At 50.2% G+C, this 13,803-nt stretch carries 12 protein-coding genes and 1 pseudogene; 10 read left to right on the forward strand and 3 right to left on the reverse strand.

Annotated features, from left to right (window positions below):
* Positions 1-153: 153 nt before the first annotated feature.
* Positions 154-1,587 carry a PTS glucose transporter subunit IIBC gene (ptsG, locus tag DDT52_RS02940; RefSeq protein WP_136155030.1) on the forward strand — a complete coding sequence of 478 codons (1,434 nt, stop codon included), beginning with the start codon at positions 154-156 and terminating at the stop codon, positions 1,585-1,587.
* 113 nt (positions 1,588-1,700) lie between these two features.
* On the opposite strand, the gene DDT52_RS02945 is transcribed toward ptsG, so the two are convergent.
* Positions 1,701-1,889, reverse strand: a complete 189-nt coding sequence (locus DDT52_RS02945) for a hypothetical protein (protein ID WP_136155031.1) — start codon at positions 1,887-1,889, stop codon at positions 1,701-1,703.
* 116 nt (positions 1,890-2,005) lie between these two features.
* Here DDT52_RS02945 and DDT52_RS02950 point away from each other — a divergent pair, with 116 nt between their 5' ends.
* From DDT52_RS02950 to DDT52_RS02990, 9 genes are all read left to right on the forward strand, one after another.
* Positions 2,006-4,582, forward strand: coding sequence for an EAL domain-containing protein (locus tag DDT52_RS02950; protein ID WP_136155032.1), 2,577 nt, complete (start codon positions 2,006-2,008; stop codon positions 4,580-4,582).
* A 174-nt stretch (positions 4,583-4,756) separates the two neighbouring features.
* Positions 4,757-5,107: a purine nucleoside phosphoramidase gene (gene hinT / locus DDT52_RS02955; protein WP_109053182.1), complete on the forward strand. Its 351-nt coding sequence runs from the start codon at positions 4,757-4,759 to the stop codon at positions 5,105-5,107.
* 11 nt (positions 5,108-5,118) lie between these two features.
* On the forward strand, positions 5,119-5,502 hold the full coding sequence (locus DDT52_RS02960; RefSeq protein ID WP_136155033.1) for a YcfL family putative periplasmic lipoprotein: 384 nt from the start codon (positions 5,119-5,121) through the stop codon (positions 5,500-5,502).
* 21 nt (positions 5,503-5,523) lie between these two features.
* Positions 5,524-6,099 carry a penicillin-binding protein activator LpoB gene (gene lpoB / locus DDT52_RS02965; protein WP_136155034.1) on the forward strand — a complete coding sequence of 192 codons (576 nt, stop codon included), beginning with the start codon at positions 5,524-5,526 and terminating at the stop codon, positions 6,097-6,099.
* On the forward strand, positions 6,080-6,940 hold the full coding sequence (thiK, locus tag DDT52_RS02970; RefSeq protein ID WP_136155035.1) for a thiamine kinase: 861 nt from the start codon (positions 6,080-6,082) through the stop codon (positions 6,938-6,940). The genes lpoB and thiK overlap by 20 nt, the downstream gene beginning before the upstream one ends.
* A 71-nt stretch (positions 6,941-7,011) precedes the next feature.
* Positions 7,012-8,037: a beta-N-acetylhexosaminidase gene (gene nagZ / locus DDT52_RS02975; RefSeq protein WP_136155036.1), complete on the forward strand. Its 1,026-nt coding sequence runs from the start codon at positions 7,012-7,014 to the stop codon at positions 8,035-8,037.
* 70 nt (positions 8,038-8,107) lie between these two features.
* Positions 8,108-8,650 (forward strand): alpha/beta hydrolase YcfP, encoded by a 543-nt coding sequence (ycfP, locus tag DDT52_RS02980; RefSeq protein ID WP_136155037.1) that lies wholly within the window; start codon positions 8,108-8,110, stop codon positions 8,648-8,650.
* Between the two features lie 381 nt (positions 8,651-9,031).
* The gene (locus DDT52_RS02985) at positions 9,032-10,336 is read left to right on the forward strand and encodes an NAD(P)/FAD-dependent oxidoreductase (protein ID WP_136155038.1); all 1,305 of its coding nucleotides are present in this window, start codon (positions 9,032-9,034) and stop codon (positions 10,334-10,336) included.
* 360 nt (positions 10,337-10,696) lie between these two features.
* On the forward strand, positions 10,697-11,236 hold the full coding sequence (locus DDT52_RS02990) for a glycine zipper 2TM domain-containing protein (RefSeq protein ID WP_136155039.1): 540 nt from the start codon (positions 10,697-10,699) through the stop codon (positions 11,234-11,236).
* Between the two features lie 130 nt (positions 11,237-11,366).
* On the opposite strand, the pseudogene yegD reads toward DDT52_RS02990, so the two are convergent.
* A pseudogene (gene yegD, locus DDT52_RS02995) lies at positions 11,367-12,053 on the reverse strand (molecular chaperone); the annotation flags it as partial.
* 661 nt (positions 12,054-12,714) lie between these two features.
* A complete protein-coding gene (locus DDT52_RS03000) occupies positions 12,715-13,638 on the reverse strand; it encodes a RipA family octameric membrane protein (protein WP_168709723.1) in 924 nt (307 codons plus the stop codon).
* Between the last annotated feature and the right edge of the window lie 165 nt (positions 13,639-13,803).

Here is a 13,803-nt window from a genome sequence, read left to right on the forward strand (position 1 = left end):
GAAACGTGATAGCTATCAAACATTGAGGAGCCTATTTATTTTACTCTGCGTAAAAATTAAAAGGGGGCTAAGACTCCCCGAAATGCAAAGGGTCATCTCCCCACCTTTGCCTATATGAAGTAACAGCATCATTACTCAGGAGCACACTCAATTATGTTTAAGAACGCATTCGCAAACCTGCAAAAAGTAGGTAAGTCGCTGATGCTGCCCGTATCCGTACTCCCTATCGCAGGTATTCTGCTGGGTGTCGGTGCGGCCAACTTCAGCTGGTTACCTGAGGTTGTATCCCATGTTATGGCGGAAGCTGGCGGATCTGTTTTCGCCAACATGCCGTTGATTTTCGCTATCGGTGTCGCTCTGGGGTTCACCAATAATGACGGTGTTTCAGCACTTGCGGCGGTCGTAGCCTACGGCATTATGGTGAAAACCATGGCGGTGGTTGCTCCCCTGGTGTTGCATCTGTCGGCGGCGGAAATTGAAGCGCAGCATTTGGCGGATACCGGCGTACTCGGCGGGATTATCGCCGGTTCTATTGCCGCGTATATGTTTAACCGCTTTTATCGCATTCAGCTGCCGGAATACCTCGGTTTCTTCGCAGGTAAACGTTTTGTGCCGATTATTTCCGGTCTGGTCGCCATCGTGCTCGGCATCGTGCTGTCCTTCATCTGGCCACCGGTCGGGCGCGCTATCCAGGCATTCTCTCAGTGGGGCGCATATCAAAACCCGGTACTGGCATTCGGCTTGTACGGTATTGTTGAACGTTCTCTGGTGCCTTTCGGTCTGCACCATATCTGGAACGTACCTTTCCAGATGCAGATCGGTGAATTTACCAATGCGGCGGGTCAGGTGTTCCACGGCGATATTCCTCGCTATATGGCAGGCGACCCGACTGCGGGTAAACTGTCTGGTGGTTTCCTGTTTAAAATGTATGGTCTGCCAGCTGCGGCCATCGCGATTTGGCACTCTGCCAAACCGGAAAACCGCGCCAAAGTCGGCGGTATCATGATCTCTGCGGCGTTGACGTCTTTCCTTACCGGGATTACCGAACCCATTGAGTTCTCTTTCCTGTTTGTTGCGCCGATCCTGTATGTGATCCATGCGATTCTGGCTGGTCTGGCATTCCCGATTTGTATTCTGCTGGGTATGCGTGACGGTACGAGCTTCTCTCATGGTCTGATCGACTTTGTCGTGCTGAGCGGAAACGGTAGCAACCTGTGGCTGTTCCCGATCGTTGGTCTGTGCTATGCATTGATTTACTACACCATTTTCCGCGTGCTGATTGCCAGGCTGAATCTGAAAACACCGGGTCGCGAAGAGTCGTCTTCCGAACAGGTCGCTCAGGATAGCACTGAGATGGCGGCGGCACTGGTTACTGCCTTCGGTGGTAAAGAAAACATCACTAATCTGGATGCTTGTATCACTCGTCTGCGCGTTAGCGTAGGGGATGTATCAAAAGTGAATCAGGCGGGTTTGAAACAGTTGGGTGCTGCGGGTGTGGTGGTTGCGGGTTCCGGGGTTCAGGCAATTTTCGGTACAAAATCCGATAACCTGAAAACCGACATGGACGACTACATCCGTAATCACTAATTAGTTGTCGGGGAGTTTCAAGAGGGAGCCGACAGGCTCCCTTTCAGACAGTTGACCAACCTCTTCATTATCGCCGTTCATCTCATTAAAACTTTCCGGCATCGTTGTGTACCTTAATCGGGCCAGTTCATTTCAATTTCATCCATCGTCTGTTTTTCCGCGCTTGAAATAAATCGCAACTCTGATTTTGCTTTGTCGCTACAAGAATCTGATCGATTGCCGATAAAACTATATGAATCGTCCTTTTCGCCAGAAACAGGCGGTAAAGCCAGATCGTGGTGCGGGATTAATTTATAAATCACCTGCTGGGCCTATATGTGACACGCTGATATAAAAAAATTTATATTGAGTTTTCCAGCCTGGGGGAGGAGTGGTTTCCTCGTTGTCGTCAGTCGTTGGCCTGCAAGGAAAGTCCATCATGCATACAGCCATTAATAGTTCCAGATTCGATGTGTTCAGGCAGGTTGTTGAGCAGTCTGTCGATGCCAAAGTGGTTATTGACGAAAACGGACAAATTGTTTTTTTTAATACCGCCGCGGAAGCGCTGTGGGGAGAACGCCGGGAGGATGTGCTTGGCCGGAAAGTCAGTCTTCTGATTCCCGATATGCATCCTTCTCCAACATGTAGCCAACTTGATGAACACTTTGTTCGTGTTTTGGGGGAGATGGCAGGCACCTACCGTGATATCTCGATCAATCTGATGGATGGCGCGGGGATTAAAACTATCGAGATCGGCCTGTCGCGGATTAGCACGGCTGAACGGGTTTTCTATCTGGCTATTGCCAGGGATGTCTCCGTGGCTCGCCAGCAAGAGGAAGAGCGCCGCCTTCTGTCTCAGGCGCTGAATGAGAGCGAATCAGCCATTTATATCACGGATGCTGACTGGCGCATCATCTATCTCAATGACGGTTTCACCCGGATGCTGGGCTACACGCTGGCAACCACGCAGGGGAAAAATCCCCCGCAGTTGCTGAGCCCGCAATCAACCAGCGCTCACAATGCGGCGGTATGGGAATTATTCAGGCAGGGTAAGCCATTCAGGGGCAACCAGCTGTTATATCGGCGCGATGGCCGACGCCTGTGGGGAAATATTATGGAAACCCCCATTCACGATGACCAGGGGAATATTTCCCATATTGTCGGTGTGCTTACCGATATCACACAGGCGCAGATGTATCAATCCCTGCACCAGCAGGTGCTGGAGGATCTGGTTCGCGAGCAACCGTTGGAACTGGTGATGGAGCAGATGTGTCGTCTTATTGAATCCATTCTCCCTGATACTATCGCCTCAATTATTCGGGTGGATGAACAGCAGTGTCTGCGCGCTCTGGCCGCTCCCAGCCTGCCTGCCGAATATATGCATTCATTCGATGGTTTGCCGATCGGCCCGTTGGTTGGATCCTGTGGCACCGCGGCTTTCCTGAACGAGTCGGTCGTGGTCACCGACATTGCACAAGATCCTCGCTGGGAGACGTGCCGCGATCGGGCTTTGGAACTGGGTTTACGCGCCTGTTGGTCAAGCCCCATTCGCAGCGGTGATGGCCGGGTGATCGGAACCTTCGCTTTTTATTTTCCCCAATGCCGTGAACCTGACATTTTGCACCGGGAAATCGCCGATATATGCACCCACTTATGTGCGCTGGCGTTAGAGCGTGAGGACGCCCGCCGTGATATCCGCCAACTGGCATTCTTCGATACGTTGACGGGACTGCCCAATCGAAATCTGCTGCTGGCCCAGGCCGATCGGATGATTGAAGAGGTTGCGCGGGAAGGCGCTCCTTTGGCGGTACTGTTTATCGATTTGGATCACTTCAAGGCGATTAACGACGCCTACGGCCATGCGACCGGCGATGAACTGTTGCGCACGATTGCCGACCGAGTGCGGCAGGTCGCACAGGCATCGGATATCGTCGGCCGACTGTCCGGTGATGAGTTCGTTATTGTCCTGCCACACTGCGGCGAGGAGCAGGTCGTTGACATCCTCGAACGGCTACGCGGCGTGATTAGCCAGCCTTGCCAACTGGCTGGTATTACCGTGACGCCACAGTCCAGCATCGGTATCAGTCTGTATCCACATGACGGCAACGACATGACCACGCTGTTATTACACGCCGATCTGGCGATGTATCAGGCCAAACGGACCAGCCGTGGCGGTTTGAGTTTCTACAACAAGGAAATGAATATTGTTGCACGCGAGCGCATGACGATGGAGCATGAACTGCGTCTGGCGCTGGCTAATAAATCACTGAGTCTGGCCTGGCAGCCGCAGGTGAGACTGCGGGATGGCGAACTGAGCGGCGTAGAGGTGCTTGCCCGCTGGTATCATCCTGAGCTGGGATATATCCCGCCTGCGCGTTTTATTCCGCTGGCCGAAGAGAGCGGCCTGATCCACCAGCTTAGCGACTGGGTATTGGATACCGCTTGTCAGCAACTTGTCCAGTGGCGCAATGCGGGTATTTCCGTGCCCGTCATTTCGATCAATCTCTCCCCGGCAAGTTTCCATAATCCGGATCTTCCCGCGGCGCTTTTTCGTACGCTGGAAAGATATGGTCTGAAAGCAGCCGATCTGGTCATCGAAATCACGGAAAATATTCTGCTCGATAATCATCCTAATATCCTGACCTCAATAACCGCGATTCATCGCAGCGGCATCCAATTGTCCATTGACGATTTCGGTACGGGGTATTCCAGTCTGGGCTATCTGCGTCGGTTGCCGATCAGCGAACTCAAACTGGACAAGAGTTTTGTGGACGATCTTGAGCACGATGCCGCCAGCCGGGCGCTGAGCAAGGCGGTGGTCGGCATTGGCGAAGGTCTTGACCTCCGGCTGGTGGCGGAGGGGATTGAAAGGCGCGGGCAACTGGAAATTTTGCAGGAGCATGGATATCAGTCAGGTCAGGGATATCTGTTTTCAAAACCGCTGCCCGCCTCGGCCTTTGAGACGTGGCTGGCCGAATACTCGGCTAAACCAGGCGATATACAATCCGATGAGTAATTGTCCCGTTCAATACGTTAAAAATGGTACGTAAGGTTCTCCTGACCGGCGTGATTGGGCGACAGATTATCCGTTTGAATCACAAATAAACGAAGAAGGTTGAAAGAAATGGAATATGTCACTCATACTGCCTACATGACTTTGATCTGAGTTTGTTTAAAAAGGAAATCAATCATGGCTGAAGAAACCATTTTTAGTAAAATTATCCGCCGGGAAATTCCTGCCGATATCGTTTACCAGGATGAACTGGTAACCGCCTTTCGTGATATTGCGCCACGCGCACCAACCCACATTCTGATTATTCCTAACGAACTGATCCCGACGGTCAATGAGACCACGGCAGAACATGAAGCCGCGCTGGGACGCATGATCACCGTCGCAGGAAAGATTGCCCGTCAGGAAGGTATTGCAGACGACGGTTATCGCCTGATTATCAACTGCAATCGCCATGGCGGGCAGGAAGTCTACCATGTACATATGCACCTGCTGGGCGGCCGTGCGCTGGGGCCTTTGTTGGCTCACTAATGGAGTTTACGATGCGTAATCCGATGATGCGATGTTTGTCACTCTTGTTGATGACCGGCGTATTGATCGCGTGTAGTTCGCCAAAGGTACTAACGATCAATGAACGACAAACATTGGTACTGGATGCTCCTCTGCTATCGGCCGGGATTACGGCTGGCGCGCCTTCTCTTGATTCGGAAAACGGTAAACGACGCGCGTCTTCTGTCGTCAGTAACCACACGGAGCAACCTGTCACCGTGCATTACCGTTTCTATTGGTATGATGATAATGGGCTGGATATATTGCCGTATGACGATGCGCAAACCCTTGTGCTCCCACCTCGGGCGGAAATAAAAATTTCTTCAACGCGCGGCAATCCTGATGTGCGTCAGGTTCGCCTTCATCTATTTTTGTAGTGGTGTGTTGAGAGAGGAAATATGAAAAAGTATCTAGGAGTGGCGTTGGCCGTGCTGGTATTGACGGGGTGTCCAAGTCGTCCACCTGAACCTGTTGAACCGCCCGTGACGATCGAACCGGTAGAACCGCCGGTTCCGGTGACGCCACCGCCGGGGGAACCGGTCCCGCCGCCGCCAAAAATTCAAACGTTGAACTGGGAAGCCAGTATCAATCCGCTGATTGCGCAAATGCTGAAAGCAGACGGCGTGGCGCAGGGCAGTATCCTGTTGCTGGATAGCGTGAAGAATAACACCAATGGCGCGTTGCAAACGGCGAATGCCAATAACGCGCTATATAACGCGTTGTCATCCAGCAATACCTTTACGCTGGTGCCGCGCGAACAGCTGGCTGCGGCGAAGCAGACATTAGGATTATCGGTGGATGATAGCCTGGGATCGCGTAGTAAGGCGATTGGGTTGGCTCGGTACGTCAGTGCGCAATATGTGTTGTACAGCGATATAAGTGGCGATGTGAAATCACCCGAAATCGATATGCAACTGATGCTGGTGCAGACCGGCGAAATTGTCTGGTCAGGTAATGGATCCATTCAACATTAAACAGCAGCTTACTGAGCTTGTTCATCAGTTTTTTCCGGCGGTAGATACCGCCGGTTTTCATTTCGAACCTATCAGCGGGCTCAGCAGTGAAAGCTGGCGCATCACCGGACCTGATAGTGAGTGGCTGGCGCGTCCGCAATCGGTATTGGGGCGCCAGACGGGCACCGATCGTCAACGAGAGTTTCATCTGCTACGGCAGATGGCCGCAGCCGGGTTGGCTCCGCGTCCGCTGTTATGGCGGCACGACTGGTTGATTATTGAGTGGGTGCCAGGACGTATCGCGACGGCGGATGAGTTTACCGCTTTACTGACCCGCGGCGCGCTGGCGGGCTGTTTGTCCCGCATTCATCAACAGCCATGCAGCGGTTATCCGTTGGATCTGCGCAAGCTGTTTTCCCGGCACTGGCAGCAGATGGATCCGCGCCGACGTTCTCCGGCGCTGCTGCGGTGGCATCAGCATTTTCAACGGTTGCCACTGCCGGCGTGGTTAGCCTGTGCGCCATTACATCTGGATGTTCATGCCGATAATATGTTGTTAACCCCGAATGGTATGATGCTTATCGATTGGGAATATGCGTCAGATGGCGATATCGCTTTTGAAATGGCCTTCATTTTTCGGGCGAATCAGATGGATACGCCGGCACAGATCAATTTTTTAGAAACGTATCAGCGACATCGTCCCGGATTTACTGTTGAACGGCTGTATCGGCACGTTGTGCCGTGGTTGCCCTGGGTCGATTATCTGGTGCTGATGTGGTTCGAAGTCCGTTGGCAGCAAACGCGGCAGGACAGATTTTTGCAGGCGCTTCCAACCTTGCGCAGGCAACTGGGGTTAAATTAAACATCGCTTTCAGATCGGTGAAAGGGACGTTTTTCTGACAGACGTAACGAACAGTAAAGAATGAGGTTTGTGTGGGTCCGGTAATGTTAGATGTTGCCAGCTATGAGCTGGACGCGGAAGATCGTGAAGTATTGGCGCATCCGCTCGTCGGCGGCGTGATTTTATTTACGCGCAATTTCCATGATGCGGAACAACTACGTGAGTTGGTTCGCCAGATTCGCGCCGCATCGCGCACGCGTCTGGTAGTGTCGGTCGATCAGGAAGGCGGACGCGTTCAACGTTTCCGCGAGGGGTTTACCCGTTTGCCGGCCGCGCAGGCATTTGCCGCATTGAATACGGAAACAGAGGCGCAGAGGCTCGCGGAAGAAGCGGGTTGGCTGATGGCGGCAGAGATGATTTCAATGGATATTGATATCAGTTTTGCTCCGGTGCTGGATATTGGTCACCAGAGCGCCGCGATTGGCGAGCGCGCTTTCCATGCCGAACCGCAAAAAGCGCTGATGATGGCGCAAAGCTTTATTCGCGGAATGCATAGCGCAGGGATGAAAGTGACGGGCAAGCATTTTCCCGGTCACGGCGCCGTCAGTGCGGATTCCCATAAGGAAACACCGCGCGATCCCCGCCCGCTGGAGACAATCCGCACCCATGACATGTTTATTTTCAGCCAGCTGATCCAGCAACAGCAACTGGACGCCATCATGCCTGCCCATGTAATTTATACTGAAGTCGATCCGCATCCTGCCAGCGGTTCGCCATTCTGGTTAAAGCAGGTCTTGCGTCAGGAACTGAATTTTAATGGCATCATCTTTTCCGACGACCTGTCAATGGAAGGCGCCGCCGTGATGGGAAGCTATCCGGAACGTGCGCAGGCTTCACTGGATGCGGGGTGCGACATGATTCTGGTTTGCAATAACCGAAAGGGGGCGGCGAGCGTGTTGGATAATCTGTCCCCGGTCAAAGCGGAACAACTGTCCAGTTTATATCATCAAGGGGAGTTTTCCCGCAGGCAGTTGCTGGATTTGCCGCGCTGGCGGCAGACCAACCAGGCGCTGACGGCGCTGAGTGAGCGTTGGCAAGCGTATAAATCAGCAGGGTAACGTAAACTCGGGAATAGACGCTTCTGCACCGTAGCCGTGGTGTATTGGTACAACAGTGGTGAGGATAGAGATGATTATCTATTTACATGGTTTTGACTCGACCAGCCCCGGTAACCATGAAAAAGTGTTGCAGCTGCAATTTATTGATGACGATGTCCGGCTGATCAGCTACAGCACGCTGCATCCGCGTCATGACATGCAGCACTTGCTTAAGCAGGTCGATAAAACGATTCAGCATTCCAATGATGAGCGGCCACTGATTTGTGGGGTGGGACTTGGCGGTTTTTGGGCTGAGCGGGTCGGGTTCCTGTGTGATATCCGGCAGGTTATATTCAATCCAAACCTGTTTCCGCAGGAAAACATGAGCGGCAAAATCGATCGTCCGGAAGAGTATCTGGATATCGCGACCAAGTGCGTGGCGAATTTCCGCGAGAAAAACCGCGATCGTTGTCTGGTGGTGCTGTCTCGCCAGGATGAAATGCTCAATAGCCAGCGTAGTGCGCAGGCGCTGGGTAACTACTATGAAATCATCTGGGACGATGTTCAGACACACAAATTCAAGAGCATTTCTCCGCACCTGCAACGGATGAAGTCCTTTAAAACGCTGGGCTGAATCACTGAAAGCAGACGCTGTCTCTATACTTCTTCAAAGGGGAGAACGGTTCAGGTTTTCTCTCCTTAGCGGGGGGGCAGGCGGACGGCGGCCAATTTATTTACTTTCCTTACGGTGATCTTTTCCTCATCGGATGACGATGACGGCGTTCGCGTATTCCTTTCATTATCCGCTAATCAGCTGAAATAAAGATAAAACCCCGCCAGGTGTCAGCCACGGCCTGAAAATAAATTGATATATATCAATTTTGGTATGACCAAATGACCTGCCGTGATATTCTTGCAGCAGATATCGAGTTTAACTTACGCGAACCCTATGTAATATAAGGATATTATTATTTTACCCTTTATTAACCATTGGTTCACAATTTAGGGGGTCATTTTGACATCACCAACCAAAAAAATCGTTATTGTCGGCGGGGGAGCCGGCGGACTTGAACTGGCAACCAGTCTGGGCCATAAGTTAGGCCGCAAGAAAAAAGCGGAAGTAACGCTGGTTGATCGTAACCACAGCCATCTGTGGAAACCGTTGTTGCACGAAGTGGCAACCGGATCGCTGGATGACGACATGGATGCGCTGAGCTATCTGGCTCATGCCCGCAACCACTTCTTCCAGTTTCAACTCGGTATGTTGACGGATATCGATCGCGAGCAGAAGCGCATCCAACTGGCGGAAATTCGTGATGAGCAGGGTGAACTGCTGGTGGCCGCCCGCAAAATACCTTACGACATTCTGGTGATTGCGTTAGGCAGTACCTCGAACGACTTTGGCACGCCGGGCGTAAAAGATCACTGTATCTTCCTGGATAACCCTAAACAGGCCCGTCGTTTTCACAATGAAATGCTGAATCTGTTCCTGAAATTCACCGCCAACACGGATGGAAAAGAACGGGTAAATATCGCGATAGTCGGTGGTGGGGCAACCGGCGTTGAACTGTCCGCCGAACTGCATAACGCGGTGAAACAGCTGCACAGCTACGGTTTCGATGGTCTGGATAAGGAAACGCTGAATGTTACGCTGGTTGAAGCCGGTGAGCGTATTTTGCCTGCGCTGCCACCGCGTATTTCAGCGGCAGCGCATCAGGAACTGACGAATATCGGTGTCCGTGTTCTTACCAAAACGATGGTGACCAGCGCTGAACCAGGCGGTTTGAATACCAAAGACGGCGAATTTATTGATGCCGATCTGATGGTATGGGCCGCCGGGATTAAAGCGCCGGACGCGATGAAGGAGATTGCCGGTCTGGAAACCAACCGTATCAACCAGCTTGTGGTTGAGCCGACGTTGCAGACGACCCGCGATCCTGACATTTTTGCCATTGGCGATTGTGCGTCCTGCCCGCAGGAAGGCGGTGGTTTTGTTCCTCCACGGGCGCAGGCGGCACACCAGATGGCCTCCCGCTGCCATGGCAACATACTGGCGCTGCTGAGCGGCCAGACGCTGAAGCCTTATGTGTATAAAGACCATGGTTCACTGGTGTCACTGTCCAAGTTCAGTACGGTGGGTAGCCTGATGGGTAACCTGATGCGTGGTTCGGTCATGGTGGAAGGGCGCATTGCGCGTTTTGTTTACATTTCCCTATACCGTATGCACCAGATTGCACTGCATGGCTATGTGAAGACCGGCTTGATGATGCTGGTCGGCGGCATCAACCGCGTTATTCGTCCTCGTCTTAAACTGCACTAATGTTGACACGCCGCCTGCGAACCGCAGGCGGTTGCGATCTGAAATCCCATCCTGACTATTCCAGAATAAAATATCGTCCTATGGCCGATTCTCGTTAAGACAATTCTCAAATGATAGTTTTATGTTACGAAAGTGACATTTTTGGTTAATTAGTCTTATTGCGGGTGCCGAAAACATTGTGCAGACTCCTCACTGTTTACAGGCGGCGTAGCGCGCACGTCGCGAATCCTGAGTGAAAGGTATTCAGGAGAAATCATCGGATCCATCGCGTATAACGCGAAGCGTAATGAAGATAAAGCATCTTTAACACGCGGGGCGAGGGTGGGGGAAATGCGCGGAAATATATTCGGGAGGTATCCTGTGAACAAGTCAATGTTAGCGGGGGTAGGTATCGGCGTAGTTGCTGCATTGGGTGTAGCGGCAGTGGCGAGTATGGATGTGTTTTCATCTAAACCGCAGTATGCGCAGGTACTTACGGCAACACCAATAAAAGAAACGGTTAAAACCCCTCGTCAGGAGTGTCGTAATGTCGCTGTCACAAATCGTCGTCCGGTTCAGGATGAACATAAAATCGCCGGTTCGGTGTTAGGCGCGGTGGCGGGCGGTGTACTGGGTCACCAGTTTGGCGGCGGTCGCGGTAAAGATGTGGCGACAGTCGCCGGGGCTTTGGCGGGCGGCTATGCCGGTAACAAAGTTCAAGGCAGTATGCAGGAAAATGATACGTATACGACAACCCAGCAGCGTTGCCAGACGGTCTACGATAAATCGCAGAAAATCCTGGGTTATGACGTTACCTATAAAATTGGCGACCAGCAGGGTAAAATCCGCATGGATCGCGATCCCGGAACACAGATTCCGGTAGACAGAAACGGTCAGTTGATTCTGAACCAGCAGAGTTAATCTTTCAGAATCCGCTCTTTGTGCTGACACCCGGTAATAAAACCGCGGGAAACCTATTCTGGTTTCCCGCGGTTTTTTAGCATACAGAGAAAAGGTTACGGCGTGTGGGGCGGAGAAACGCCGTGTTCACCTATTTTCTGAACATGATGGCGGCCCAACGCGCCAGCCCGGCGGTGACGGAGCCAAAATCATTACCGCTGGCGATGGGGATCGCAGGAAGCAGCTGTGCAATCGCCTGTTTCAGAATGGGGGAACGCGCACTTCCCCCCGTCAGATAGATGACATCCGGCTGCGTTTGGCTGGCTTTCAGTGCCAGTGTGATCTGCTGCTGAATACGCATCAATGGCTGGGTAATGGCGCTATTCAGTTCGTCGGCTGTTATGGCGACCGCAAGATCGGGATCAATAAAATGCAGGTCGGCCATCGCTTGCGGCCGGTCGGAGAGCGTGATTTTGCTCTCTTCGGCCCGTTGAACCAGCCGGTAGCTTAACCGCTGCCGCCAGACGGTCAACAGGCGTTTGACCTGTTCAGGCTGGCGGGCATCTCGAATCATTTCATTGATTAAGGTACGACAGGCCGGGCTATAGAATTCCTTCTGAGCCGGAATATCGTTAATCGCAACGGCGTTCCACCATGCCATGATTGGCAGAGCGATCCCCTTTTCGGTTTCACCGTTCATCCCCAACAACGGCATCAATTGTTTAAACGCCAGCATGATATCAAGGTCGTTACCGCCAACGCGACAACCGCTGTGACCCAACAGACTTTGATGACGGTCATGTTGCTGGCGCCACTCGGGTTCCATCAGCAGTATGGAATAGTTGTGATATACTTTACGCTACAATGAACAGCTGGAAAATCATAATTAAATCATAAAGTTATCCACGTATCAGTACTTTACAACAATCAAATGGTTTTGGTATTGAAAGACAGGTACAAACAGTAAGTGATTTTCTACAGTATGCCACGGTAGATCATCGCCTCGGTTATCAACTTGATTCCAACGATTTTGAAGTACTTGAATCAGATTTAGGTAAATCCGCCTTTAAGGAGATGAACTGGAAGCCTAATAGCTCACTCGTAAGTTCTATAATGATGTTCTCAGTGGGCGTATCACTAGTGGCGTTCTTATTGTTGAAAACATAGACCGCCTTACACGTCATAAGCAACTATGAGTAACACCTCGCATTGCTCGTTGCTACTGACCAGATGCCTTGTTCATTCGCTACTTGGAAGTAGCTCATTCACTGCGTTATCTGCTTTCTGATTGTAGTAGTACTCCATCATTAACTGGTCCCCAAAGTCTCTTTGAGTAACTACGCGGTCGTAAACTCCCTTGTCAGGTCGTCGGCTGTTTAAGCCTCCTAATCATCTACTCACAAGTGACCGAAGGGAACAACCCCGATCCAATAATTACATCCCATAATGGTGAAAAGTACATCATTACTTATTACAGTACTGAATATGATTTTGATATGCTATTGGAATAATTTCTGCCAAAAAACAATAGGTGTTGAGGCATCAAAACCCAGGCCGAATCTGAAGAATATCCATGTACATAGAAATAATACAATGAGAAGAATGATTGCTAATACTGTTTTTCCTAAAAGACGAACAGCAATTGATGAAAGTTGCCCTAATAGTTCAAATTTACTATGTATTCTAATATCGTAACTAGTAATAAAAACATGGACCGATTTGTTCTTGGAAACAGTGCCAATAACTAGTAATGTTATCAATGTGAAGTATATAGTCCCAAATAAAATAATAGATAAGAAACTTAATTCTGGAGTGCTGTGAAATTTGATAGTGATGAGCAACATTATTATTGCTAGCCAGCTCATTTGGATTACAGAGAAAAGTAAAAAGTTTAACTTAGCAATAGATGACCTATATCTACTCGATACTAAATGAGTCGAGTAAAGCCTACCACTAAACATAGGTTCAAGCATTGAGATATGTGTTTCCCAATTTTTCTTCCAGTACTCACCACTTACAGACATAAACTGACAAAGAGATGTAATTACTACACCGATAAATGAAACCGCACCAATTGCTATAAGTATAGTACTGTCTCTTTTATCTAAATCATCAGGTTTAAAATAAGCTGAGAATAATAATCCACAAATGGTTAGTAACGCAGCTATTAATGTCCAACAGTAGGTGGCTCTTTTCCAGTACAGGTCAACTTCGATATTCCTTATTTGATGTGCTTTATCATATGCTTCTCTAAGTACTGTAACATCGTTTATAGAAATGGTATTTTCCCTTGTTATTCTATTACCAAGTAATGCCGAGAAATAGTTTCTATGAGAATTAACATAGTCAATTACGAATGGATCTACTTCATTACCAGTCATTGCTAATTTCTCGGGTGTATTTTTGACTTTTTTCTGACTCATCCAGAACATAATAAACCTTTATTGATTTTGATGGATTTAGTTATATGAATCTTTCTTCATATATTATGATTTTTACTATGCAAGCGTTCTATAGGCAACAAGATGGCACGATATGGGGAACCATCATGTCAGATGCTAAGTTACGAATGACACGCGATAAGGCCA

The organism is Brenneria roseae subsp. roseae, assembly GCF_003115845.1.
Classification (GTDB): Bacteria; Pseudomonadota; Gammaproteobacteria; order Enterobacterales; family Enterobacteriaceae; genus Brenneria; species Brenneria roseae.